This window comes from Sporofaciens sp. JLR.KK001, from assembly GCF_036941055.1.
Lineage (GTDB): Bacteria > Bacillota > Clostridia > Lachnospirales > Lachnospiraceae > Sporofaciens.
This window is the reverse complement of record NZ_JAYMNO010000001.1, coordinates 3,514,468-3,541,416: the sequence shown is the minus strand read 5'-3', so window position 1 is coordinate 3,541,416 and position 26,949 is coordinate 3,514,468. Positions and strand designations below refer to the sequence as shown.

Annotated in this window: 19 protein-coding genes, 1 tRNA gene, 1 pseudogene and 1 other annotated feature; all 21 genes and pseudogenes read left to right on the top strand. The window is 48.7% G+C overall.

The window, feature by feature from the left end; all coding sequences use genetic code 11:
- Window positions 1-2 precede the first annotated feature (2 nt).
- Window positions 3-2,147 carry a protein translocase subunit SecD gene (secD, locus tag VSQ62_RS18055; protein ID WP_334636172.1) on the top strand — a complete coding sequence of 715 codons (2,145 nt, stop codon included), beginning with the start codon at window positions 3-5 and terminating at the stop codon, window positions 2,145-2,147.
- Window positions 2,148-2,210: 63 nt separating this feature from the next.
- The gene (recJ, locus tag VSQ62_RS18050) at window positions 2,211-3,971 is read left to right on the top strand and encodes a single-stranded-DNA-specific exonuclease RecJ (RefSeq protein WP_334636171.1); all 1,761 of its coding nucleotides are present in this window, start codon (window positions 2,211-2,213) and stop codon (window positions 3,969-3,971) included.
- Window positions 3,972-4,079: 108 nt separating this feature from the next.
- Entirely contained in the window at window positions 4,080-4,604 is a 525-nt protein-coding gene (locus VSQ62_RS18045) for an adenine phosphoribosyltransferase (protein WP_334636170.1), read from the top strand.
- 88 nt (window positions 4,605-4,692) lie between these two features.
- Window positions 4,693-7,041, top strand: a complete 2,349-nt coding sequence (locus tag VSQ62_RS18040; protein WP_334636169.1) for a RelA/SpoT family protein — start codon at window positions 4,693-4,695, stop codon at window positions 7,039-7,041.
- Window positions 7,042-7,048: 7 nt separating this feature from the next.
- Window positions 7,049-7,669, top strand: coding sequence for an MBL fold metallo-hydrolase (locus VSQ62_RS18035; RefSeq protein WP_334636168.1), 621 nt, complete (start codon window positions 7,049-7,051; stop codon window positions 7,667-7,669).
- Between the two features lie 16 nt (window positions 7,670-7,685).
- A complete protein-coding gene (gene hemZ / locus VSQ62_RS18030; protein ID WP_334636166.1) occupies window positions 7,686-9,182 on the top strand; it encodes a coproporphyrinogen dehydrogenase HemZ in 1,497 nt (498 codons plus the stop codon).
- Window positions 9,167-10,438 (top strand): histidine--tRNA ligase, encoded by a 1,272-nt coding sequence (gene hisS, locus VSQ62_RS18025; RefSeq protein WP_334636165.1) that lies wholly within the window; start codon window positions 9,167-9,169, stop codon window positions 10,436-10,438. Before hemZ ends, hisS begins: the two co-directional genes overlap by 16 nt.
- A gap of 65 nt (window positions 10,439-10,503) precedes the next feature.
- Window positions 10,504-12,294: an aspartate--tRNA ligase gene (gene aspS / locus VSQ62_RS18020; protein ID WP_334636164.1), complete on the top strand. Its 1,791-nt coding sequence runs from the start codon at window positions 10,504-10,506 to the stop codon at window positions 12,292-12,294.
- Window positions 12,295-12,586: 292 nt separating this feature from the next.
- Window positions 12,587-12,659, top strand: a tRNA-Gly gene (locus tag VSQ62_RS18015).
- Between the two features lie 496 nt (window positions 12,660-13,155).
- Window positions 13,156-13,749: a recombinase family protein gene (locus VSQ62_RS18010; RefSeq protein WP_334636162.1), complete on the top strand. Its 594-nt coding sequence runs from the start codon at window positions 13,156-13,158 to the stop codon at window positions 13,747-13,749.
- Window positions 13,750-13,977: 228 nt separating this feature from the next.
- Window positions 13,978-14,778: an SDR family NAD(P)-dependent oxidoreductase gene (locus tag VSQ62_RS18005; RefSeq protein ID WP_334636161.1), complete on the top strand. Its 801-nt coding sequence runs from the start codon at window positions 13,978-13,980 to the stop codon at window positions 14,776-14,778.
- A gap of 91 nt (window positions 14,779-14,869) precedes the next feature.
- The gene (locus tag VSQ62_RS18000) at window positions 14,870-16,315 is read left to right on the top strand and encodes an MATE family efflux transporter (protein WP_334636160.1); all 1,446 of its coding nucleotides are present in this window, start codon (window positions 14,870-14,872) and stop codon (window positions 16,313-16,315) included.
- A complete protein-coding gene (locus VSQ62_RS17995; RefSeq protein ID WP_334636159.1) occupies window positions 16,281-16,712 on the top strand; it encodes a MarR family winged helix-turn-helix transcriptional regulator in 432 nt (143 codons plus the stop codon). Before VSQ62_RS18000 ends, VSQ62_RS17995 begins: the two co-directional genes overlap by 35 nt.
- 81 nt (window positions 16,713-16,793) lie before the next feature.
- Window positions 16,794-17,396, top strand: coding sequence for a DUF3793 family protein (locus tag VSQ62_RS17990; protein WP_334636158.1), 603 nt, complete (start codon window positions 16,794-16,796; stop codon window positions 17,394-17,396).
- 80 nt (window positions 17,397-17,476) lie between these two features.
- Entirely contained in the window at window positions 17,477-17,968 is a 492-nt protein-coding gene (locus tag VSQ62_RS17985; protein ID WP_334636157.1) for a dihydrofolate reductase, read from the top strand.
- A gap of 108 nt (window positions 17,969-18,076) precedes the next feature.
- Window positions 18,077-19,276 (top strand): glycosyltransferase family 4 protein, encoded by a 1,200-nt coding sequence (locus tag VSQ62_RS17980; protein ID WP_334636156.1) that lies wholly within the window; start codon window positions 18,077-18,079, stop codon window positions 19,274-19,276.
- 82 nt (window positions 19,277-19,358) lie between these two features.
- Window positions 19,359-19,648: a binding site (T-box leader), on the top strand.
- A 241-nt stretch (window positions 19,649-19,889) separates the two neighbouring features.
- On the top strand, window positions 19,890-21,611 hold the full coding sequence (gene ilvB, locus VSQ62_RS17975; RefSeq protein ID WP_334636155.1) for a biosynthetic-type acetolactate synthase large subunit: 1,722 nt from the start codon (window positions 19,890-19,892) through the stop codon (window positions 21,609-21,611).
- Window positions 21,612-21,649: 38 nt separating this feature from the next.
- The gene (ilvN, locus tag VSQ62_RS17970; protein WP_334636153.1) at window positions 21,650-22,162 is read left to right on the top strand and encodes an acetolactate synthase small subunit; all 513 of its coding nucleotides are present in this window, start codon (window positions 21,650-21,652) and stop codon (window positions 22,160-22,162) included.
- Between the two features lie 68 nt (window positions 22,163-22,230).
- Window positions 22,231-23,277 (top strand): annotated as a pseudogene (locus VSQ62_RS17965) (branched-chain amino acid aminotransferase); the annotation flags it as partial.
- An 11-nt stretch (window positions 23,278-23,288) separates the two neighbouring features.
- Window positions 23,289-24,872 (top strand): AAA-like domain-containing protein, encoded by a 1,584-nt coding sequence (locus VSQ62_RS17960; protein WP_334636151.1) that lies wholly within the window; start codon window positions 23,289-23,291, stop codon window positions 24,870-24,872.
- 113 nt (window positions 24,873-24,985) lie between these two features.
- Window positions 24,986-26,785, top strand: coding sequence for a sensor histidine kinase (locus VSQ62_RS17955; protein ID WP_334637702.1), 1,800 nt, complete (start codon window positions 24,986-24,988; stop codon window positions 26,783-26,785).
- Window positions 26,786-26,949: the final 164 nt, after the last annotated feature.

Here is a 26,949-nt window from a genome sequence, read left to right as displayed (position 1 = left end):
TCATGAAGAAGAACAAAGGTATCATCAGCCTGGTGCTGACAGTGGTGCTGATCGCATTGATGGGCTTCACGGTGATCGTCGGGTTTGGCAAGACCGGGACCGGCGCGATGAAGAATATCAAGCTTGGCCTTGATCTTGCAGGCGGTGTCAGTATCACGTACCAGGTAAAGGATAAGAATCCGTCGGATGAGGAGATGAGCGACACTATCTATAAGCTTCAGAGACGTGTGGAGCAGTACAGTACAGAGTCCAGTGTCTACCAGGAAGGAGACGACAGGATCAATATTGAGATCCCGGGTGTTACGGATGCCAACGAGATCTTGGATGAACTTGGTAAGCCAGGTTCTCTGGAATTCAAGACCGAGGACGGCGAGACGGTGATCACCGGTGCGGATGTGCAGACTGCAACCGCGAAAGCCGGCGAGGATAAGATGGGGAATCGTGAGTACAGTATTGAACTGAGCCTGAATGAGGATGGAAAAGAGAAGTTTGCCAAGGCTACCAGGGAGAATATCAATAAGCCGATCAGCATTATCTATGACGGGGCAGAGATCAGCAGCCCGATCGTACAGTCTGAGATTCCGGACGGACTGGCATATATCTCAGGGAATTTTACCTATGAATCGGCAGATAATCTGGCTTCCACCATCCGAATCGGCGGATTGAAGCTGGAACTTGAAGAACTGCGCTCCAATGTAGTGGGCGCCCAGCTTGGAGAGCAGGCCATCAGCACCAGTTTGAAGGCAGGTGCGATTGGTCTGGTATTGATCATTATCTTTATGATCTTCGTATATTATCTTCCGGGACTTGCATCAGGCCTGGCGCTTCTGATCTATACAGAGTTGGTACTGGTGATCCTGAATGCATTCAACATTACACTGACGCTGCCCGGAATCGCCGGTATTATCCTTGGCATTGGTATGGCGGTGGATGCGAATGTTATTATATTTGCCCGTGTGCGCGAGGAGATGACACGCGGGAAGAGTGTGAAGAATTCTCTGAAGACAGGTTTCCAGAAGGCTATGTCGGCAATCGTGGACGGTAATGTGACGACTCTGATCGCGGCGGCGGTATTGTGGTTCAGAGGGTCAGGACCGGTTAAGGGATTCGCCCAGACATTGGCGATCGGTATTATCGTGTCTATGTTTACAGCCCTTGTGGTTACAAGATTGATTGTATTCGCCTTCTATGCGGTAGGCTTACGCAAGGAAAGTCTTTATTACCGCCCAAGGAAGGAGAGAGAGCCGATTGCCTTCGTCGAGAAGAGGAAGGTGTTCTTCATTATCTCAGCAGTATTGATCGTTGCGGGATTGGCCGCAATGGGAATCAATTCCTCAGGAGGAAAGGGGGCATTCGCGTACAGTCTGGAGTTTGAGGGCGGTACATCTACGAATGTAACCTTCAAGGAGGATTATTCTATAGAAGAAATCGACGAGAAGATCGTTCCTGTAGTTGAAGAAGTGACAGGTGACAATAACGTACAGACTCAGAAAGTTGCGGGAACCAACCAGATCATTATCAAGACGATAACGTTGGATCTTAAGCAGCGTGAAGCTCTGAACCAGGCGATGGTGGATGAGTTTAAGGTAGATGACTCTCTGATCACGGCCGAGAATATCAGTTCTACCGTAAGTAACGAGATGCGTCAGGATGCGGTTGTTGCGGTGATTATCTCAACTATCTGTATGCTGCTGTATATCTGGTTCAGGTTCAAGGATATCCGTTTCGCGGCCAGTGCGATCCTCGCGCTGCTGCATGACGTGTTGGTAGTTATCGGCTTCTACGCGATCGCGCGCATCTCAGTGGGCAATACATTCATTGCATGTATGCTAACGATCGTCGGATATTCGATCAATGCGACTATTGTAATATTTGACCGTATCCGTGAAGAACTGCACTATCAGACGAAGAAGACGGATCTTATGAATGTGGTGAACAAGAGTATCACACAGACGCTCACCAGAAGTATCTATACTTCTCTGACGACGTTTGTGATGGTAACGATCCTCTTTATCATGGGGGTAAGCTCTATCCGTGAGTTCGCAGCGCCTCTGATGATGGGAGTTGTCTGCGGAGCATATTCTTCCGTATGTATCACGGGTGCTCTGTGGTATGTGATGCGGACGAAGATCGTAAAGAAGAAATAATAATAGAGCAGCCATTGTTGTAGGGGTATGACATGGCTGCTTTTTGATATAGGAGAATATAACATGGAACGGTGGGTATTATTAAGGAAGGGTGCAGACTTTGAAGCGATCGGCAGACGGTTTGGGATTAGTCCCAGGCTTGCCTGTCTGATCAGGAATCGGGAGGTAATTGGGGAGAATGCGGTTGACAGGTATCTGAATGGAACGCTTGCAGATCTCTATGACGGTAAGCTGTTGAAAGGGATGGATCAGGCAATCGGGATCTTGAAGGAGAAGATAGAGGGACGGCAGAAGATACGTGTAATCGGAGATTATGACATCGATGGGGTGAATGCGACCTACATATTAATGGAGGGCCTGGAGATGCTTGGCGGGGATGTGGATATGGATATTCCGGATAGGATCACGGATGGTTATGGGTTGAATGTGAACCTGATCGAGCGGGCGTACCGGGAGGGGATCGATACGATCATTACCTGCGATAACGGGATTGCGGCGGCCAAAGAGATTGCCTATGGGAAGAGCCTGGGGATGACGGTGGTTGTGACGGATCATCACGAGGTCCCCTATGATGAGGAGGAAGAGGAGAGGCATTATCTTCTTCCGGCGGCGGACGCGGTGATCGACCCTAAGCAGCCGGGCTGTGCGTATCCCTTCAAGGGGCTGTGCGGGGCGGCGGTTGCGTATAAGCTTGTGGAGGCGCTCTGTAAGGCAATGGGGAGAGACATTGAAGCGCTGAAGCATCTGGTTGAAAATGTTGCGATCGCTACTGTGGGAGATGTGATGGATCTGGAGGATGAGAACCGTATCTTCGTAAAGGAAGGCTTAAGAATGCTTGAATCGACACAGAATCAGGGACTTAAGGCCCTGATAGAATGTACGAAGCTTGATAAGGCCCAGATCCGGGCATATCATATCGGGTTTATCCTGGGGCCGTGCCTGAACGCCAGCGGAAGGCTGGATACGGCAAAAAGAGCGCTTGAACTTCTTCGGGCGAAGGATCTTAAGGATGCGGATCGGCTTGCGGGAGATTTGAAAGCTCTGAATGACAGCAGGAAAGACCTGACGGAAGAGGCGGTCGCCCAGGCAAAGGAGCAGGTGGAGAACGGCGGGCTTAAGAACGAAAAGGTGCTGGTGATCTATCTGCCCTCATGCCATGAAAGTCTGGCGGGGATCGTCGCCGGAAGGATCCGGGAAAGCTTCTACAAGCCGGTATTCGTGCTGACGGATGCGGAAGAAGGGATCAAGGGTTCCGGACGGTCTATCGACGCATATCATATGTACGAGGAACTCAGTAAGTGCAAGGAGCTGTTTACGAAATTCGGCGGTCACAGACTTGCGGCGGGACTGTCCTTAGAGAAAGAGAATCTGGAAGAATTCCGCCGCAGGATCAATGAGAACTGCAGCTTGAGCGAGGAGGAACTGACTGAGAAGGTGTCGATCGATATGGAGCTTCCCTTCTCATGTGTGACGGAGAGGTTTATCCAGGAACTTTCGTTGATAGAGCCGTTCGGTAAAGGGAATACCAAGCCGGTGTTCGCGGTTCGAAGTGCAGAAGTCTTAAGCGGCAGAGTTCTTGGAAAGAACCGAGATACGCTGAAGCTTAGGCTTAAGGATGCATCCCAGACGGCGATAGACGCCCTATATTTTAAGTACGCAGATGAATTGCTTGGGACGCTTGCGAAGCGGTACGGGAAACAAGCGGTGGAAAGGATGCTTATGGGGCGGAGTACGCGGATGACGCTGTCTGTCACATATTATCCGGGGCTTAACGAATATATGGGGCGGGTCACCCCTCAGATTACCATTACGCACTATAAGTAACAGGGTCAGATTGCAGCTGTACCATTAGAAAATGTTGAAAAACCGGGAAACTAATGCTATACTAATGAAAGTATTGAAAAAGAATGAAAAATAGGAGTGAGGAACGTTATGAAGCCAATAGAAGAGTACGTCGTAAGTATACCAGATTTTCCGGAACCGGGAATTATATTCAGGGATGTGACCAGTGTACTGCAGGATGCCGAAGGACTGGCGCTTGCGATAGATCTGATGCAGGAGAAGCTTAAAGGTGTGGAGTTTGACCTGATTGCAGGGCCGGAGTCCAGGGGGTTTATCTTCGGCGTTCCGATTGCCTACAATCTGCACAAGCCATTTATACCGATCCGTAAGAAGGGAAAGCTGCCAAGAGAGACGGCTTCCATTCAGTATGAACTGGAATATGGCACGGCAGAGCTGGAGATCCACAAGGATGCTATCAGACCGGGACAGCGGGTGGTCATTATCGACGATCTGATTGCGACAGGCGGAACGAACGAAGCGATTGTCAAGCTGATCGAAGGTCTTGGGGGAAAGGTCGTGAAAACGGTCTTCCTGATGGAGCTTGCAGGGCTTAAGGGAAGAGAGAAGCTTGCGGGATACAATGTGGAATCTGTGATTGTGTATCCTGGGAAGTAAGACAGAAGCAGGCATTGCACATTTCAGGAAAGAGCTGATTGTGATGTTCGCAAGAGAGAAAGAATGATAGAGGGAGGGGGGCATGAGCATGTCAGGAACAACAACTTATGAAGCAATTGATGACAGGATCGCGGCTGATTCGATCATGGTCGATCATGCGAAAGGGCTGGAGATCGTAGACGGTCATGCGGTCAAGGCACCGGGGGATTATGAAGAACCGGACCGCCTGTATGGTATGCTGATCGCCCGTATACGCAAGTACCACCCATCTACGGATGTGTCATTGATAGAGAAGGCATACCGTCTGGCTGCCGAAGCTCACGGGAACCAGTGCCGGAAGTCAGGGGAGCCGTATATCATCCACCCCCTTTGGGTTGCCATCATACTGGCGGATCTGGAGATGGATAAGGAGACGATCGCGGCAGGGATGCTTCACGATGTGGTAGAGGATACGGAGATCAGTGAGGAGGATATCAGAGAGCAGTTTGGGGATGAGGTGGCTCTTCTGGTGGACGGTGTCACGAAGTTAGGGAGGCTTTCTTACTCTTCGGACAAATTAGATGTCCAGGCGGAGAATCTAAGGAAGATGTTCCTTGCCATGGCGAAGGATATCCGTGTTATCATTATCAAACTTGCCGACCGGCTTCATAACTTAAGGACGCTGCAGTTCATGAAGCCGGTGAAGCAGAAGGAGAAGGCGAAAGAGACGATGGATATCTATGCACCCATCGCTCAGCGTCTTGGCATCTCCAAGATCAAGACAGAGCTTGACGACCTGGCGCTTAAGTATTCTCAGCCGGAGGTGTTCTTTGATCTCGTAGATCAGATCAATACCAGGAAGACAGAGCGGGAAGAATTCGTAGAGCAGATCGTGAATGAAGTGTCTGACCATATGAAGAATTCTAATATCAAGGCTGAGGTCAGCGGCCGGGTGAAGCATTTCTTCAGTATCTATAAGAAGATGGTGAACCAGGATAAGACGGTAGACCAGATCTACGATCTGTTCGCGGTGCGGATCATTGTGGAATCTGTGCGGGACTGCTATGCCGCCCTTGGAGTGATCCATGAGTTGTATACTCCTATTCCGGGACGTTTCAAGGATTATATTGCCATGCCCAAACCGAATATGTATCAGTCTCTTCATACGACGTTGATGAGTTCCGTGGGGCAGCCTTTTGAGATCCAGATTCGCACGGAGGAGATGCATAAGACAGCTGAGTATGGAATCGCCGCCCATTGGAAATACAAAGAATCCAACGACGGCAAGAAGAATGTGAAGGCACAGGAAGAAGAGAAGCTAAGCTGGCTTCGGCAGATCCTGGAATGGCAGAGAGACATGTCGGATAACCGGGAGTTCATGAACCTGATCAAGGGTGATCTGGATCTGTTCGCTGAGGATGTATATTGTTTTACGCCCCAGGGAGATGTGAAGAATCTGCCCAACGGTTCTACGCCGATTGATTTCGCCTACATCATCCACAGTGCGGTGGGCAACAAGATGGTCGGGGCAAGGGTGAACGGCAAGCTTGTCAACATAGATTATAAGATACAGAACGGGGACAGGATCGAGATATTGACGTCTCAGAATTCCAAGGGACCAAGTCGTGACTGGCTTGGCATTGTCAAGAGCACTCAGGCGAAGAACAAGATCAACCAGTGGTTCAAGCGTGAATTCAAAGAGGAGAATATCGTCAAAGGAAAGGAACTGATCGCGTCCTACTGCAAAGCCAAATCCATTGTTCCAAGTAATATCATGGTCTCCAAATATCAGGAGATCGTACAGAAGAAATACGGCTTCAAGGACTGGGAATCTGTTCTTGCGGCGATCGGGCACGGAGGCCTGAAGGAAGGTCAGGTGGTCAACCGGCTGGTAGAGGAGTACAGCAAGGAGCACAAGCAGGAGCTTACGGACGAAGGAGTCCTTGAGAAGGTTGCGGAGGCGGCGAAGAACAAGGTCCATATAGCCAAGTCAAAGAGCGGAATCTTAGTGAAGGGGATCGACGATGTGGCAGTGAGATTCTCAAGATGTTGTAATCCGGTGCCGGGAGATGAGATTGTCGGTTTCGTGACGCGAGGAAGAGGCCTGTCTATTCACCGTACTGATTGTGTCAATATGATTCATCTGACGGAGGCTGAGCGAGCGCGCCTGATCGATGCAGAGTGGGAGAGCGACGTGGCGGAGAAAGCCGGAGGACAGTATTTGGCTGAGATCAAGATGTATGCCTACGACAGAAGGGGACTTCTGATGGATATGTCCAGAATCTTCACAGAAGCGAATGTGGATGTGAAGTCTATGAATGTGCGTACCAGCAAGAAGCAGGGAACAGCCACTATAGACACAGGGTTTATCGTACATGGAAGAGATGAGCTTGACTGGATCGTGAATAAGCTTCTTCAGCTTGAGGATGTAATTGATATAGAAAGGACGACAGGTTAATTATAGGATGAAAGTAGAAAGATTTGTAACGGGGATCATCAGTACGAATTGTTATCTGGCGATCAATGAAGAGACGAAACAGACGGTGGTGATCGATCCGGCTGCCAGTCCGTCTTCTCTTATGGGACATTTGAAGGCAGAGGGGCTTAAGGTTGAGGCGATCCTTTTGACCCACGGACATTTTGACCATATTATGGGAATCGACGGATTCCTGAAGGAATACGATGTTCCGGTGTATGTACATGAGGACGATAAGGAGCTGATGGTGGATCCGAAGCTCAATCAGTCCTCCACCTATACGAAGGGATATACATTTGCGGACGCTAGATTCATTCGGGACGGACAGGTGCTTACCTATGCCGGTTATGATTTTGAAGTGTTCCATACGCCGGGGCATACGCCGGGAGGATGCTGTTATTATGTGAGGTCTGAAGGCGTGCTGTTCAGCGGGGATACTCTGTTCGCGAACTCGGTTGGACGGACGGATTTCCCGGGGAGCAGCACTTCGGCGCTGATACGTTCCATACAGGAGAAGCTTATGACGCTTCCGGATGAGACCCGCGTATATCCGGGACATATGGGGGAGACTGCGATCGGACATGAGAGGGTGAATAATCCATTTCTTTAGAATTTTGGAGTGAGAAATGATTCGGGTAATATGTAAGAGCGAGGCATATACGTATAATGTGTATCATATTGTGAAGGCCTTTTTCCCATCTGAGGAAATCATCAGTAGGATGGAGGAGGAGGCCTCTTGTTATATAGAAGTAGAGACAGCCAAAGGAGAGAGGATCCTGATTGGCAGGGAACAGATGGAAAGTATTCTTAGAGAACGGGCGGAGGGAATCTCGCAGCAGAATGCGGGAGGAGACCCGGCTAAGGTAAAAGAACTAAAATACGGGATAGACATCTGCCTGTATCACGAACTTGAAAAGCTTACGGGGCGTTCTCTTGACTGGGGGATACTGACTGGCGTTAGGCCAACGAAGATCGCTATGCAAAAGGCCGAGGAAGGCTGGGAGGAGGAGCGTTTCGTCCCCTGGTTCCAGGCCGAGTGTAAGGTGAGCGAGAGGAAAGCCAGGCTTTCCTGGGAGATCGCCAAGCGGGAAAAGGCCTTGCTTGGGAAGCTTGATTATGAGGAAGGATACAGTCTCTATGTGGGGATCCCATTCTGTCCGTCGGTGTGTACCTATTGTTCTTTCAGCTCAGGTGCGCTTGATGACTGCGCGGACAGGGTAGAGGATTATCTGGGGGCGTTAAAGAAAGAGCTTGTATTCATTGCCAGGCAGTCGAAGGACAGAAAACTGAATACGATCTATATCGGCGGCGGTACGCCGACCACATTGACAGCCGGGCAGCTAGAGGGTCTTTTGTCCTGTATAGACGAACATTTTCCAAGAGAACATCTGTTAGAGTATACGGTAGAAGCAGGACGGCCGGACAGCATCACGGAAGAGAAGCTTCGGGTGCTGAAGAATCATAAGGTGACGCGGATCTCTATTAACCCGCAGAGCATGCAGCAGAAGACGCTTGATGCGATCGGGCGGCGGCACAGGGCAGAAGAGATCGTGGATGCATATAGGCTGGCCCGTGAGATTGGTTTCGATAATATCAATATGGATCTGATCGCCGGACTTCCCGGAGAGAGTATCGCCGATATGGAAGATACTTTAAGGCAGATTAGATCGCTTGCGCCGGACAGCCTTACCGTGCATTCCCTGGCAATCAAGAGGGCGGCGAAGATGGAGCTTGCGGATCTTGCTTCAGATCCGGCAGAGGTGCCGCAGACTCTGGAGGGGATGATACAGGCCGCGGCAGGCGCAGCGGGGCAGATGGATATGTATCCCTATTATCTGTACCGCCAGAAGAATATTGCGGGGAATTTCGAGAATGTCGGCTATGCGAAGGTTGACAAAGCGGGAATATACAATATACTGATTATGGAGGAAAAGCAGTCGATCATAGCTTGCGGAGCCGGCGCGACTACTAAGATCGTATTGAAAGAACCGGTTCCCATGCCGGGCAGTAAAAAGAAGAAGATGACATACCTGATGAGGATAGAGAATGTGAAAGCAATCGATGCGTATATCGCCCGTATCGATGAGATGACAGCAAGAAAAGGAGAATGGCTATGGCGTTAAAGAAGAAACCGGTCACCGGTATGAAGGATATGATGCCCCGGGAGATGGAGATCCGGGATTATGTGATCCAGTTGATCAAGGATACCTATAAGACTTACGGGTTCCTGTCTATGGAGACACCGTGTGTGGAGCATATTGAGAATCTGTGCAGTAAGCAGGGCGGAGATAATGAGAAGCTGATCTTCAAGATCTTGAAGCGCGGAGAGAAGCTTAAGATCGAGGCTGCGAAGGGGGAGGAGGATCTGGTGGACGGAGGACTTCGGTATGATCTGACGGTTCCTCTTGCCAGATATTATTCCAATCATGCCAATGAACTGCCGTCCCCGTTCAAGGCGCTGCAGATTGGGAATGTGTGGCGTGCTGACCGCCCGCAGAAAGGGCGCTTCCGCCAGTTCATGCAGTGTGATATAGATATCCTGGGAGAACCGTCCAATCTGGCGGAGATCGAGCTGATACTGGCGACGACGGCAATGCTTGGCAGGCTGGATTTTCAGAATTTTACAGTGTGTATCAATGACCGCAACATCTTGAAGGCGATGGCGGCGTTCTGTGGTTTCAAAGAGGAAGACTATGATGAGGTGTTCATTATCCTGGATAAGATGGACAAGATCGGCGCCGAAGGCGTGGCTTCTGAGCTTGAGGAAATGGGATATGACAAGGAGAATGTAGACGCTTATCTGAAGCTTTTTGAAGAGACGGCTCCTGATATAGAGGGGATCCGTTATCTGAAGGAGAAGCTTGGAGATTGTCTGCGTACAGAGACGGCAGACGGTATGGAGACGATCATTTCAAGCGTGGAAGAGGCGAAGGACTGTGAGTTCAAGATCTGCTTCGACCCGACGCTGGTGAGGGGGCAGTCTTATTATACCGGAACGATATTTGAAGTGCGGATGGATGATTTCGGCGGATCTGTCGCTGGAGGCGGCCGTTATGATAAGATGATCGGGAAATTTACCGGACAGGATACTCCGGCATGCGGGTTCTCTATCGGATTCGAGAGAATTGTCATGCTTTTGATGGAAAATGGATACCAGGTTCCGAAGCAAGGCGGCAGGAAGGCCTACCTGCTGGATAAGAAGATACCCAGAGAGGGGATTCTTAAGGTATTGGCACTTGCAAAGGCAGACCGCAAAGCGGGCCGTCAGGTGTTGATCGTAAATATGAAGAAGAATAAGAAGTTCCAGAAGGAGCAGTTGACGGAAGAAGGGTATGAGGAGATCATCGACTGTTATGCGGATTCTTGGGAAAGCATCTAATAAGTTGATTGTGTTGGGATAAGATTATTGGAGATAAAATATATTTGCAAAAGGAGAGGAACGATATGGCAGAGTCAATGCAGGGATTAAAGAGAACCCACAGATGTGCAGAACTGTCCGCGGCTAATGTAGGCGAGACAGTGACCATTATGGGCTGGGTACAGAAGAACAGGAATAAGGGCGGATTAGTATTCGTAGATGTGAGGGACCGTTCCGGAATTATCCAGGTAGTGTTCGAGGAGGGTAAGTCGGAAGCAGAGCTGATCGAGAAGGCAGCCAGGCTCCGCGCGGAATTCGTAGTTGCAGTCGTGGGTAAGGTGGAGAAGCGTTCCGGCGCGGTGAACGAGAACCTGGCGACGGGTGAAATCGAGATCATCCCGGAGCAGCTTCGGATTCTCTCGGAATCGGAGACGCCTCCCTTCCCGATTGAGGAGAATTCCAGGACGAAGGAAGAGGTGCGTTTAAAATACCGGTATCTGGATCTTCGAAGGCCGGATCTTCAGAGGAATCTGATGATGCGAAGCAAGGTGGCGACCCTGACCCGTCAATTTCTGGCGGACGAGGGATTCTTCGAGATCGAGACCCCGATCCTGATCGGGAGCACGCCGGAAGGGGCAAGGGATTATCTGGTGCCAAGCCGTATCCACCAGGGGCATTTCTATGCGCTGCCGCAGTCGCCGCAGTTGTTCAAGCAGCTCTTGATGTGCTCCGGCTATGACCGGTATTTCCAGATTGCAAAATGTTTCCGCGACGAGGACTTAAGGGCTGACCGTCAGGCTGAATTTACCCAGATCGATATGGAATTGTCCTTCGTGGATGTGGACGACGTGATCGAGGTGAATGAACGGCTTTTGGCAAAGCTCTTTGAAGAGGTACTGGGCCTTGATGTTGAACTTCCGATCCCGCGGATGACTTGGCAGGAGGCGATGGACCGCTATGGTTCCGATAAGCCGGATATCCGTTTTGGTATGGAGCTTCATGACGTGACGGATACGGTGAGGGATTGCGAGTTCGCTGTATTTAAAGGCGCGGTAGAAAACGGCGGTTCTGTCAGGGGAATCAATGCCAAAGGCCAGGGCGGCATGCCGCGTAAGAAGATTGATAAGCTGGTGTCCTTCGCCAAGGATTACGGCGCGAAAGGCCTTGCATATATCGCGGTTCAGGAGGACGGTTCGCTTAAGTCTTCCTTTGCGAAGTTCATGAAGGATGAGGAGATGTCTGCGCTGGTTGCTGCGATGGAAGGGGAGAAGGGCGATCTTCTGCTCTTTGCGGCGGATAAGAACAAGGTCGTGTGGGATGTCTTAGGTGCGCTTCGTCTGGAGCTTGCCCGTCAGATGGATCTGCTTGATAAGAACGAGTATAAGTTTTTGTGGGTGACAGAGTTCCCGCTGTTTGAGTGGAGTGAAGAACAGAACCGCTATACGGCGATGCATCATCCGTTTACCATGCCGATGGAGGAAGATCTGGAATATATCGACAGCGATCCGGGCAGAGTGCGTGCGAAGGCTTATGATATCGTGCTGAATGGAAATGAGATCGGAGGGGGAAGCGTCAGAATCTTCAACCCTGAGATTCAGAATAAGATGTTCGAGGTGCTTGGGTTCACGCAGGAGCAGGCTAACGAGCAGTTTGGATTCCTCCTGACGGCATTCAAGTATGGGGTGCCGCCGCATGCAGGGCTTGCATATGGATTGGACAGACTGGTGATGCTGATGGCGAAGGAGGAGAGTATCCGTGACGTGATCGCCTTCCCGAAGGTGAAGGACGCCTCCGATCTGATGACAGAGGCGCCGACGGCTGTAGATCCGAAGCAATTGGAAGAACTGGGGCTTGCGGTCGTGAGCGGGGAAGAGTAGAGGCCAGCGAAACATACGGTTAATTAAGTTAGGTTATACTAGTGCATCATTGCATTAATCTTGAAGTAATAGTGCTTATTACTCGAGAATTAATGCAATGATGTGCTAGCAGTTGTCATTGCATTAATTATGAATGGAAGGGCACAGTTACGGAGAATCGATGCCGAGAATTCCGCGGTTAATGCAATGACAAAATGGATTGAAAATATTAAAAAAAAAATTAAAAAAAACTGTTGACATATTAAGGAAGTTGTAGTAATATAATTATTGTTCCAAGGAACACATAAGAGATGCGACAGTGGCTCAGTTGGTAGAGTACGACCTTGCCAAGGTCGGGGTCGCGGGTTCGAACCCCGTCTGTCGCTTCAGAAACACTCTATGGAAGAGTGGCATAGCCAAGAGTGTAATTAAATTAAAAAAGTATTTAGATAAATATTATTTGTGTATTTATCTAAATACTTTTTTTATTTCCGCGAGCAACGAGCCAAGCGGGCATGCTTGCATGCACAGTTGGCGGCTACAGCGGGGGCTTTGACTTAAACATAATGATAATTGCTAAAAAATAAAATTCGTAAGAAAATCTAAAAATAGGGTAGAAGAGAATAAATCTCAACTACCCTATCATCCGCGTATGTATGTGTCGATTTACCCAAAGAGAGGGGCAATCTCAGACCACCAGCCGAACTGGTGGTTGAGCAGGCGGCTGTGATTAGAAAAATATAGTGTGTCAGAATTCAACATCTTTGTTCTTTGCGTGTGTCAGATTAAAATAATCTTGAAAGCGATATATGTACGATATCGCCATAGATTTATTTTCCAGCAGGAAATAGATACTGCACACCAAAGAGGAGGTCGAAACGAATGATATACGGATATGTGCGTGTAAGTACCAGGGAGCAGAATGAGGCACGGCAGATGAAGGCAATGAGTGAGAATGAGGTGCCGGAAAAGAACATCTATATGGATAAACAGTCTGGTAAGGATTTTAAACGTCCGATGTATAATCGGATGGTCAAAAGACTAAGAGAAGACGATGTGATCTTTGTGAAGAGCATCGACCGGTTGGGGCGAAATTATGAGGAGATACTGGAACAATGGAGATTTCTGACTAAAGAGAAGAAAGTCGACATTGTAGTCCTTGATATGGAGCTTCTGGATACCAGGAGAGGGAAGGATCTGATGGGAACATTTCTAAGCGATGTCGTTTTACAAGTCTTATCGTTTGTAGCAGAAAATGAGCGGAAGAATATCAGGGAGAGACAGAAGGAAGGAATCGAGGCGGCGAAGATGCGAGGAGTGCAGTTCGGAAGGCCGAAACGTGATCTGCCGGATAATTTTGAACAGGTTTGTTATCAGTGGAAAAGCGGCGAGATTCTGGGGAAAGAGGCGGCGAGACTCTGCAGTATGCCGTTATCGACGTTTTATGGGAGGGCGAGGGAAGTTAATATAGGGTGAAATATTTTGGTCTGTTTTTTTGGGACTCCCAATAAGCTTAAATAAGAAGAATTAGGCGCAGGTTCGATCAAAGGCTTGAGGGATGCGTCCAGAACGGCTGTCTTTTAATTACATATTTGAGTCTGATATAATTAATCATAAAATTTACGGTTGTTTTCCTCTTTGAAAAGTGATATTCTTAATTTATGTTTATTTTTCACAAATAATAGATAGGAGGAGAATGCTGGAATGGGATTTTTGACAGGAAAGACAGCGATTATTACAGGAGGCGGACGTTCTGTTTTAAGTGACGGCAGGTGCGGTTCTATCGGTTACGGAATTGCTACCGCATATGCGAAGGAAGGCGCGAACCTTGTGATTACAGGACGTAATGTGAAGAAGCTTGAAGACGCTAAGGAAGAGCTGGAGAGGCTGTACGGGATCAAGGTACTGGCTGTACAGGCTGACGTGTCGGCAGGAGCGGATAATGAAGCCGTAGTGAACAATGTTGTGGAGCAGGCGATGGATACATTCGGACGGATCGATGTGCTGATCAACAATGCACAGGCTTCCGCTTCCGGCGTAACGCTGGCAGATCATACTACGGAGCAGTTTGACCTGGCGCTTTACTCAGGGCTGTATGCAACGTTCTACTATATGAAGGCTTGCTATCCGCATCTTGCAGAGACCAAAGGAACTGTGATTAACTTCGCTTCCGGGGCTGGGCTCTTCGGGAACTTTGGGCAGTGTGCGTATGCGGCGGCCAAGGAAGGCGTCCGCGGACTGACACGCGTGGCCGCAACAGAATGGGGGAAAGACGGTGTTAATGTGAATATCATCTGTCCTCTGGCGTGGACCGCACAGTTGGAGAACTTCGAGAAGGCTTATCCAGAGGCATTCAAGCAGAATGTGAAGATGCCGCCGGCAGGGCATTATGGGGATGCGGAGCTTGAGATCGGACGTGTCTGCGTACAGCTTGCTTCACCGGATTTCAAGTATATGAGCGGTGAGACGATCACTTTAGAAGGCGGTATGGGACAGAGGCCGTAAGGAGGAAGAACCGAAGCGGCATATTTATCCAGGGGTATAGGGAAAGGGCTTCCTATACCCCTGCATTTTAATTAAGAGATGAGAGAAGATTATGAGTGAGAGAGTAAATGAGATAAGAAAGACGGATGAAGCGGGGAAAGCAGAGAATCCGTTGGCCGCTGAACGGGTTGGGAAGCTGATTGCAAAGTTTGCCATACCGGCGATCATAAGCATGCTGGTAAGCTCCCTGTATAATATCGTAGATCAGATCTTTATTGGACAGGGAGTCGGGATGCTGGGCAATGCGGCTACTAATATTGCATTTCCGATATCGATCATCTGTACGGCCACAGCGCTGATGCTGGGGATCGGAGGCGCGTCGAATTATAATCTGGAGTCAGGAGCTGGGAATAAGGAGAAGGCAAGCAGGATCGCGGGTGCGGGATTATCTATGCTCGTGATCTGCGGGACCGTGATCGCGGCGGCGGTACTGCTGTTCCTGGATCCGCTGCTTAAGATATTCGGAGTGACCCCGGAGGTACTGCCATATGCCCAGGATTATACGGGGATCACGGCGTATGGGATCCCGTTCCTGATCCTGACTACGGGAGGGAACCACCTGATACGGGCGGACCGAAGCCCCACATATTCTATGACTTGTATGCTGACCGGGGCGATCCTTAATACGATACTGGATCCGCTGTTTATCTTCGGATTCCATCTTGGGATCAAGGGAGCGGCATGGGCGACGGTGATCGGGCAGGCGGTCTCAGGCGCGTTGGTTATCCTGTATTTCTTAAGGTTTCGCAAGATGGAGCTGTCCTGGGATATGTTAAGGCCGAAGCGAAGCTGCCTAAGAGCAATCGCGTCCCTCGGCATGGCGTCCTGTATCAACCAGATCGCCATGGCGGCGGTCCAGATCACTATGAATAATACGCTGAGGCATTATGGAGCGGCGTCCATGTACGGAACAGATATACCGTTGGCCTGTGTTGGAGTTATTTCCAAGGTAAATATGGTATTCATGGCGATCTGTATCGGAATCTCCCAGGGGTGTCAGCCGATCTGGGGATTCAATTACGGCGCAGGCAGATATGCCAGGGTAAGAGAGACCTACGGCAAGGCGTTTCGGCTTGTTCTTGCTGTCGGTATCACATTCTGTCTCTGTTTTCAGTTCTTTCCGCGGCAGTTGGTCGGGATATTCGGGACGGGAAGCGAGGAATATTTTCATTTTGCTGAGAGATACTTCCGCATCTTCATGCTGATGACGTTTACGAATGGGATTCAGCCTATGTCGTCAGGGTTTTTCACTTCGATCGGGAAGGCGAGACTTGGAATCCTGGTGTCGCTGACAAGGCAGGTAATCTTTCTGCTGCCGCTGATCCTGATCTTTCCTGTGTTCATGGGAATCGACGGCGTGATGTACGCGGGACCAATCGCAGACGGAGCGGCCTTATTGGCGGCGGTCATTTGTGCGGTCAGGGAGCTGCAAAAGATGAAAGCGTTAGAAAGGGAATCAACAGATGAAGGAACGAATGCCGATAGGGTTCATGATTAAACAGATCAATACCATCTATGAGAAGGAGCTTAACAATCTGCTGAAATCGGTAGGGATCACTGCTTCACAGTGCGCGGTGTTGGATTATCTGTTCCGCAGTGATGAAGAAGCGGTCAACCAGCGTGATATTGAGAAAGCATTAAGCCTTAGGAATCCGACTGTGACGGGACTTATAAAGAGACTGGAGGAGAAGGGGTATCTTCTGTCTGTGCCGAGCGCCCGGGATAAGAGGTGCAAGAATATCTACCTGACGGAGAAAGCTTATGATATCCAGCGGAGGATGGAAGCAAACAGGAGGAAGATTGATAAGAAATTTACATTAGGGATGAATAAGAAGGAAAGGGCAGCATTGGAGAGGATGCTGGAGAAAGTGCTGTATAATATCGCCGAGCCGTAGGGGTTCGGCTTTTTTAGGTATAATTAATCGCAATTAAGAAAATGCTATCAGTAAGATTTTACCGCAAAGTGAGGAGGAATTATGCCTGTAGAAGTTATATCATTTCTGCTTGACAGTGAAGATGATAGGAAGCGGCTGGAATTTCAGATGGTGCTTCAATGTGCCCCGCTGCTGAAGGGGATCAAGGTGGCTTGTATCATCAATATTGACAGGCGGCATGTGGGAGAACTGAACGATATCCTGAAAGGCACAGATATCGAATATATGATCTTGATGGTGCGGGAAGGAAAATGTCTGTCAGTCTTCTACCGCAGGAGGGAATTGTCAAGCTATCTTAAGAGGGAGGATGTCAGGGAATTCCTGGAAAGCTTCGGATATGTCTGTCAAGATCTGGAGAAGGTGCTGCAAAGGCTCTCAGTCAGAGTATGCCGGTACTGCAGCCGTAAGGGGCGCTTCCCGCACGAGATCGGAGCATTCTTAGACTATCCGATCGATGATGTGAGAGGCTTCATTGAGCGGGACGGCAGGGGAGAGATTCTGAGCGGTTACTGGAAGGTTTATCATGATCCGGGAAAAGCCCGGATGATATTCCTGGCATATGATAAGGCAAGGATCAGCGCGGTCAACGAATTCCTTACGGGGAAGCCGATGCAGGATATTGCGGAGCGTTTGACAGAGGGGTGATCTCCTCTTTTTTTTATAGGCAAATTATGATACAATAAGAAAACGTTTGAATGACTGTTCCGGCAAAAGGGGGAGAAGAGATGAAGTTAATTGTAGCGGTGGATAAGAATTGGGCGATCGGTAAGAATAACAGGTTGATGTGGAGCATCCCGGCAGATCTGAAGTTCTTCCGGGATACCACGAAGGGAAGCGTTGTGATCATGGGCAGGAAGACTCTTGAGAGCCTTCCTCAGGGACAGCCGCTTACGGGGAGAGTGAATATCGTGCTTACAAGGAACCCGGATTACAAAGTAAGAGGCGCTGTGGTCGTCCACAGTGCAAGGGAGGCTGTTAAAGAGGCAGAGAAGTATGACAGGGAGATCTATGTGATCGGGGGAGAGAGCATCTACCGGAAGATGCTTCCATTGTGTAATCTGGCATATGTCACGAAGATTGACCATGCCTATGATGCGGACACGTATTTCCCGGATCTGGATCAGGACGGGGAGTGGCAGATGACGAAGATCAGCGAAGAGCAGACTTGTTTTGATCTGGAGTATTATTTTACAGTATATGAGAGAGCCGTGCATTGAGGGATGTGTGCTTTTCCGGCAGTACATGTGTAAAAGTCTGTCTCGAAAAAGTATTCTCAGCGAAGCAGAATGGTATTCAAAAATAGAAGCAAAGGGTAGGATAAGGTTATGAAGATACTAAGTATTACGGCGCAGAAGCCAAGCAGTACGGGGAGTGGGATCTATCTGACGGAATTGGTGAAGGAATATGCCCGGCAGGGCTTTTGCCAGGCGGTTGTGGCAGGAGTATATAAGGACGATCCGATAGAATTGCCGGATGGAGTGGATTTCTATCCGGTTTATTTTGAAAGCGAGAGACTGCCTTACCCGATCGTCGGGATGTCGGACGAGATGCCTTACAGAAGTACGCGGTACTGCGATATGACGGAAGAGATGACGGTACAGTTTGAGAGCGCGTTCTTAGAAATGATCGCCCGGGCGGTGGAGGATGCGGCGCCGGATGTGATTTTATGCCATCATCTCTATCTGCTGACTGCCGTTGTGAGGGAGCATTTCCCGCAGTATCCGGTCTATGGCTTCTGCCATAACACGGATCTGCGGCAGATGGCGAAGACGGAGCTTAAGAGGGAATATATAGCAGGACAGATCCGTAAGCTCGACAGGATCTTTGTGCCGCAGGAAGCCCAGAGGGAAGGCGTGCTTGCAATCTATCATGCGGATCCAGAGAAGATCGAGTCGGTGGGGATGGGATATAACAGCAAGATATTCTACAGGACAGAAGCGAAGCAGGAGTACGGTATAACAAGGATCGTATTTGCAGGGAAGATCGCAGAGAAGAAGGGTGTTATGAGTCTGATAAGGTGCCTTTCCATTCTGCACGCAAGAGAGGATCGCTGTAAGAAGGAAGAGCTTCTGGTGCTGCTTGCGGGAAGCGCGGGAAATCAGGAGGAATACAGGAGCATACAGGATATGGTCAAGGAGTGCCCTTATGAGGTCCGATTCCTGGGAAGGCTTGCGCAGCCGGATCTGGCGGAGGTGTACCGCAAGAGTGATATCTTCGTGCTCCCGTCGTTCTTTGACGGGCTGCCGCTTACGGTCATTGAAGCGCTGGCGTGCGGGGACCGGGTGGTGATGACGGACCTGCCGGGAATCAGGGAATGGATTGAAGAGTACGCGCCGGGGGGAGATATCCGGTTCGTTTCAATGCCGCAGATGAGAAATACCGACGAGCCGGTGCCGGAATCACTGCCTGAGTTCGAGGAACGTCTGGCGGATGCGCTTCTTGCGGGTATTCGGACGAAAGATAGGAAGTTCGCCGATGTCAGCGGGATATCATGGGAGAAGATCGCGGGAAAGGTAATTGGTTAAAAATATCAGGTTGACAAGCACAGGTCTTCTCAACTATAATAGTAATAATTATTCGAGATTTATTCAAGAATGAAATATTTACAGAAATGCTATGACAAGGAGGAGTACGCAGATACCCAAAGCCCAGAGAGAAGATGGCAGGTGAGAATCTTCGTGACGGATTTGCGGAAGTAGCCTTTGAGCAGTGAACCGAAAGGACCGGATGTACGGTATGCGCCGCCGGTTTGAGTAGACTTCAACGCAGTCCCGGCGTTAGAGGGGAGCGGTATCGGAGAGGAGAACGGGTCGCGTTCGTTTTTCCCGTATCGGCAGAGTGCAGAGAGTTCGCTCTTTGAAGTTAGGTGGTAACACGGATGTATATTCGCCCTAAGCAATATAAGCTTAGGGTGTTTTTTATCTTATAGGAAAGACCGTGCTGCTGTAAAGTGTTAAAGCCTATGGCTTTCCTATAAGATAAAATCTTGATGCGCACTCGTGCGAATAGAAGATGTCACTGCGTGACCGCACTCGGCGCAGCAAATCGTCCAAGTCCCTCATGAATGAGGGAGTTAGGGAGTTAGGGAGCTGAAGCGGACTTGTCCGCTTTGTTCTATCAAAAGCGGGAGGTATGTATATGAAGAAGATCAGCGGCAATAAGTTATTGGTGAAGGCACTGAAGGAGGAAGGGGTAGACACGATATTCGGCTATCCGGGCGCCTGCACCATCGATATCAGCGACGAGCTGTATAAGCAGGATTATACGAAGGTGATCCTGCCAAGGCAGGAAGTAGCCCTGGTGCATGAAGCAGATGCTTATGCCAGGTCAACAGGAAGGGTCGGAGTTTGTCTGGTTACCAGCGGACCGGGGGCGACGAATCTGGTCACAGGACTTGCGACGGCGTATTATGACAGTGTTCCCCTGGTGTGTTTTACAGGACAGGTGGCAAGACATCTGATCGGGAATGACGCGTTCCAGGAAGTAGATATCGTCGGTATCACCAGGAGCATTACCAAGTATGGGGTGACGGTCCGCAACAGGGAGGATCTGGGGCGTATCGTGAAGGAAGCGTTCTATATTGCAAGATCCGGCCGGCCGGGTCCGGTACTGATCGATCTTCCCAAGGATGTGATGGGAGAGCTTGGAAGCGCGGAGTACCCGGCAGAGGTCAATATCCGCGGATACCGGCCGAATACACAGGTACACGTCGGACAGCTTAAGAAGGCGATCAAGATGCTTAATAAGGCGAAGAGGCCGCTTTTTCTTGCGGGAGGAGGGGTGAATATCGCCCGTGCGAACGCAGAGTTTACCCAACTGGCGGAGCGGACGAATATTCCGGTTGTTACAACGGTCATGGGGAGGGGAGCGATCGCGACAGACCACCCCCTATATATAGGGAATCTCGGTATGCATGGCGCATATGCCTGCAACATGGCGGTCGGTGAATGTGATCTTCTGTTCTCGATAGGGACAAGGTTCAACGACCGTATTACAGGGAAGCTTCACTCTTTCGCGCCTCATGCCAAGATTGTCCATATTGACATAGATACGGCGGCGATCTCCAAGAATGTACAGGTGGATGTGCCGATAGTGGCAGACGCGAAGGAAGCTATCACCAGGATGTTAGAGTATGTGACGGAGTGTGACACGAAGAAATGGCTTGACGAGGTGAGAGAGTGGCAATGTGAGCATCCCATGCAGATGAAGAAGAAGCCGATCATGACCCCGCAGGATATCATTGATACGATCAACCGGGTCTTTAAGGAGGCATTTATCATCTCGGATGTGGGACAGCATCAGATGTTTACTGCACAGTTTATCGAACTGAATGAGAAGAAGCGTCTTCTGATGTCGGGAGGGCTTGGAACTATGGGATACGGGCTGCCGGGAGCCATAGGTGCGAAGATCGGGAATCCCGATGTGCCGGTCATCTCCATATCCGGCGACGGCGGAATGCAGATGAACAGTCAGGAGCTTGCGACGGCGGTCTTAGAAGAGCTTCCGATCATCTGCTGTATCTTCAATAATAATAATCTCGGAATGGTGCGTCAGTGGCAGAAGCTATTCTACGGCAAGCGTTATTCCATGACCTGCTTACGTTCAGGGGCGGCATGCAGGGGGAAATGCGGAGAAGTAGAATGTCCGACGTACACGCCTGATTTCATTAAGCTGGCAGAGAGCTATGGGGCGCAGGGGATACGGGTGACGAAGACAGAAGAGATCGAACCGGCATTTTGCGAGGCAATGAAGAGTACGAAGATACCTACAGTTATAGAATTCGAGATCGATCCTGAGGACCTGGTCTATCCGATGATTCAACCGGGCGGGACTCTGGAAGATATGATACTGGATTGTTAACGTTTGCTAAGAATGAAAGAAAAGGAGATAGAAGATATATGAACGGGAATGGTATGAAGAAGCGCTGGATCTCCCTGTATGTGGAAAATCAGGTGGGTGTCCTGTCGAAGATCTCCGGGCTTTTCTCCGGGAAGTCTTACAATTTGGACAGCCTTACGGTGGGGACTACAGAGGATCCGACGATTTCCAGGATGACGATTGCTACCGTCAGTGACGACGAGACCTTTGAGCAGATCAAGAAGCAGCTGAACCGCTTGGTCGAGGTCATCAAGGTCATTGATTTCACAGATGTATTCGTGCGTATGAAGGAGATCTTGTATGTGAAGGTGCGCAAGTGTACGCCGGAAGATAAGGTGGAGCTGTTCCAGATCGCGGAGACCTTCAAGGCGAAGGTGATCGATTACGGCAAGGACAGCCTGCTGCTTGAATTCGTGCAGACTGCGACGAAGAACGACGCCGTCATTAAGCTGATGAAGGAAGAGTTCAAGAGTATTGAGGTCGTGAGGGGCGGAAGTGTTGGGATCGAGTCCATAAGTATGATGGAACGGTAGAAAAACAGAGCGCACTCTTGAATTTTGAAACGGGTAGGATTATAATAGGTTCATACAAGAATTAGAGAGAAGAACGGAGGACTAAAAAGATGGAGAAGAAGAATATTGATTGGTCTAACCTTGGGTTTGGTTACATACAGACAGATAAGAGATACGTTTCCAACTATAAGGACGGAGCGTGGGACGAAGGCGAGATGACCTCCGATGCGAATGTGGTGATCAATGAGTGTGCGTGCGTGCTTCAGTATGCACAGACCTGTTTTGAGGGATTGAAGGCATATACGACGGAGGACGGGCGTATCGTTATGTTCCGGCCGGACCTGAATGCGGAGAGAATGGCGGATACGGCTAAGAGATTGGAGATGGCGGTATTTCCCACGGAGAGATTCGTCGATGCCGTTCATAAGACGGTTGAGGCCAATGCAGCTTATGTTCCGCCCTACGGCTGTGGTGCGACATTGTATGTCCGTCCGTATCTGTTCGGTTCCAATGCTGTAATAGGGGTAAAGCCGGCGGACGAGTACCAGTTCCGCGTATTTACCACACCGGTGGGACCGTATTTTAAGGGCGGTGCGAAGCCGATCACCATCCGCGTGTGTGATTTTGACCGTGCGGCTCCTCACGGAACCGGACATGTGAAGGCCGGCCTTAACTATGCCATGAGCCTTCATGCCATCGTAGATGCGCATAACCAGGGATATGACGAGAATATGTATCTGGACGCGGCTACCAGAAGCAAGGTAGAAGAGACGGGCGGCGCGAACTTTATCTTTGTTACGAAGGATAATAAGATCGTAACGCCGAAGTCTCCGACGATCCTGCCGTCTATCACAAGGCGTTCCCTGATGTATGTGGCGGAGAAGTATCTGGGGCTTGAAGTGGAAGAAAGAGAAGTGCCGTTCGAGGAGGTACAGGAATTCGCAGAATGCGGACTCTGCGGAACGGCGGCGGTCATCTCCCCGGTGGGCAAGGTGGTCGACCACGGGAAGGAGATCTGTTTCCCGAGCGGAATGGATGCTATGGGGCCGGTGACGAAGAAGCTGTATGATACGTTGACCGGGATCCAGATGGGACAGATCGAGGCGCCGGAAGGGTGGATTCATGTAGTGTGCTAGAGTGCGGGTATATGGGGAAAGTATTTAATGTCAGTGCTGATTGCAAGCCAAAGCAGCACTATATGGTGAATATTGATGAGAGGCTTGCGCAGATAAAAGATATGGTGGAGTGCGGGCTGTATTTTACAATAAACCGGGCCCGCCAGTACGGAAAGACAACGACTTTACATGCGTTAGAAGGCCTTTTGAAAAGCGAATATATGGTGATCAGCCTTGATTTTCAAATGCTGAGCGCGGAGACATTTAAAACAGAGAGAGATTTTATCGAAGGGTTCTCAGCGGAGATTCTGGACAGAACTGCCGATATTACGGATATCCCGGAAGAAATATTGACAGAGCTTGAAGGAATAGCGGACGGAAGCCGTCATTATGACAAACTGTCTGCTTTGTTCCGCTGTCTGAGCAAGTGGTGTCGCCTCTCTCCCAAAAAAGCGGTACTGATCATCGATGAGGTAGACAGCGCATCGAATTACCCGATATTTCTTGATTTTCTAGCACAGCTTAGGGGGTATTATATTGCACGAGATCAGAAGTCTACATTTCATTCGGTCATTCTTGCAGGTGTGTATGATATCAAAAATCTGAAGAATAAGTTTGTAGATGAACATAGGATGAACAGCCCGTGGAATATTGCCGCTGATTTTGATATTGATATGAGCCTTTCAGAAACAGGGATCGCCGGAATGTTAGAAGATTATGAGCGGGATCATCATACCGGAATGAGGATAGAGGAACTCGCAGGATTGCTGCATGCATATACTGGCGGTTATCCGTTTCTTGTGTCCAGAATTTGTAAGCTGATAGACGAAAAGATTGCAAGGAGCATAGAATTCCCTAACAGAAAAGCAGCATGGACAAAAGAAGGGTTTCTTGCGGCTGTCAGGCTTCTGTTAACAGAGGAAAATACTTTGTTTGAGTCGCTGGATAATAAGCTGATCGATTATCCTGAGCTGAAGCAGTTATTGGAAGAATTGCTGCTAGACGGCAGGAGTGTAGAATATGTACCGGGAGATATGGGAGTACGCGTGGCATCAATGTTTGGTTTTGTGACAATAGAGAATCAGACAGTGCGCGTGGCTAACCGGATCTTTGAGACAAGGCTTTATAATGGATTTCTGGCCGAACGGTCCCGTCATAATAAGCTTGCGCAGAATGCCGTGATGGAGAAGAATCAATTTATTGTCAGCGGTCAGTTGGATATGGAGTTAGTAATCCGCAAATTTGTTGAGTATTACAGTGACATTTTTGGAACACATAATGAGAGATTTTTGGAAGATCATGGACGGAGTCTTTTCCTATTATATTTGAAACCGATTATTAATGGAAAAGGTAATTATTATGTCGAGTCCAGAACCCGGACAAACCGGCGGACAGATGTCGTGGTTGATTACTGCGGGCGGCAGTATATTATAGAGTTGAAGATTTGGCGGGGGAATGAATACAATAAAAGCGGAGAAAATCAGCTTGCAGATTATCTGGAATCATACCATGCAAAACAAGGGTATCTTATCAGTTTTAATTTTAATGTAAAGAAAGAAATTGGGGTAAAATGGATTCAGGTAGATGATAAAGAGATCCTGGAAGCGGTAGTATGAATTGAACATGCAGTAGAGAGGCATATCGGCAGTTCGAGTTGTCGGTGTGCCTTTTTTGGATTGCCGGATAGTTACGATGAAATCTGAAATGGAAGGGTTAATGGGTGATTGATATGAACAAAGGCAGAAGATGGATCCTGAGATATTTTTCTACATTCCGCTCCAAACTGACATGGGCGTTTATTTTCACGGCTATGATTCCGCTGTTGTCAGCCATTATCATTGCGTTGGTCATTATTAATGATTATCTGCAAAATGATTATATGAATAATCTGAACTCTAACTCTAAGCTAAAGACTCAGCAGATAGAAGCCAAGCTGGAACAGATCATCAGTATGCAGGATTCTCTTTCATCTACCTTTTCGAGGGCGCTGTCCTATGATTCACAGAAGAAGGATATCTCTTCTTCCTCTCTTTCTCAGTTTGAGGTGCTTCGTGCAACGGTCACCAGCCTGGAATATGTCTATGATGTGAAGAAGATACGGATTTATTCAGACATGCTGCCTTTCACGACCGGGGATAGCTTCCATTTCTTCCCGTTGGAGGATATTGATTCCCTGCTCCGGGATATTGCGCTGAAAACATCAGGAGTGAACAGGTTGGATTATCTGTATACGCCTGCGGATACCGTATTGTCAGCCGATGAAGCATATATTGACGAATCGGCGTCGATACTGAGCTTTTACAAGGTGATAAAGAATATAAAGGGAGAGATCATAGCAGTCTATTTTATTGATATTGATGTGGAGAATATGATGGATCAGATCCTTTTCTCATCTGAAAATACGGTTTCATTATCCGTCAAAGATGGAGAGAAGATCCTATATAGCAGTGTTCCCGCAGAAAAAGATGTTTCCGCATTAGACGACGCTTTGTTCCATATGGCGTATTCGGCTTCCGATTCCAGGTATCAGGCGAGAACGAAGAGCTCATTTACAGATTGGGTCTATGTATTTGAGCTGTCGGGAAAAGAGCTGGTTAATGTGAATAAAGCATTGCTTTTGGGGGAGTTTCTGGTATTCGTATTCACTGTGGCTTTGTGTGTGACTGCGGTTATCATTTTTCCGAATGCTTTCTCTAAAAGGATCAATTATTTTTCACATGCGATCAATAATATTCGTGAGGAAGAGCTGACATCATCCATGGATACAGGTGAGATACTGGATGATCTGATACAGGATATGAATTACAGAGATGAAATTGATGATATTATCATCTCTTTCAGTAATCTTCTGAAAAAGAATGCGCAGTTGAACCACAGGATTCAGGCACATGAACTGGAGATTGAGAAGTCGAAGCTGACGATCCTGCAAGAGCAGATCAGTCCGCATTTCCTCTATAATTCCCTTGATACGATTCGGATCTGTATGCTGATGGACAAGAAAGAAACTGCTGGCAGACTGATTCAATCTCTGTCGCAGTTCTATCGGATATCACTGAGCAAGGGGCAGGATATTATCTGTATCAGGGATGAGTTGGAGATGATCTCATCTTATCTTCAGATAGAGTATGAAGGATATGACGAACGTATAAAGTGGGATATTTGCTGTGAGCCTCATATTGCAGAATGCGGAATTCCCAAGTTCACACTCCAGCCGATCGTGGAGAACTCCATTGTTCATGGAGATTTTTCGGAGCCGGATTTCGATTTGTCGATTCAGATTCGGGTTACCTGCGGTGACAGGATCTATATTCGGATTTCTGACAATGGACCGGGAATTCCATTGCAGAAAATGAAGCAGATTAATGAGACTTTAGCGTTGGATAACCTGGTCCCGACTGGAAGCTATGGACTGCAGAATTGTTGTCAGAGGATTCGTCTGCATTATGGCGAAGATTATGGAATAGAGCTTTTAGAGGCATCTTTGGGAGCGTGTGTGCAGATTACATTGCCGGAGATTATATACGAATAAAAAGGGCTGCTATAGCAAGAATGTTTTCTTGAGATAGCAGCCCTATTCGCTGCAGGCGGAAAATTTTGTGAGAGTAAAATGTACAAAATGGATATAAAAATATAAAAATTAGATAAATATTTGTATGTTTTAGATGAAACGATATGATATTGTAACAATAGATC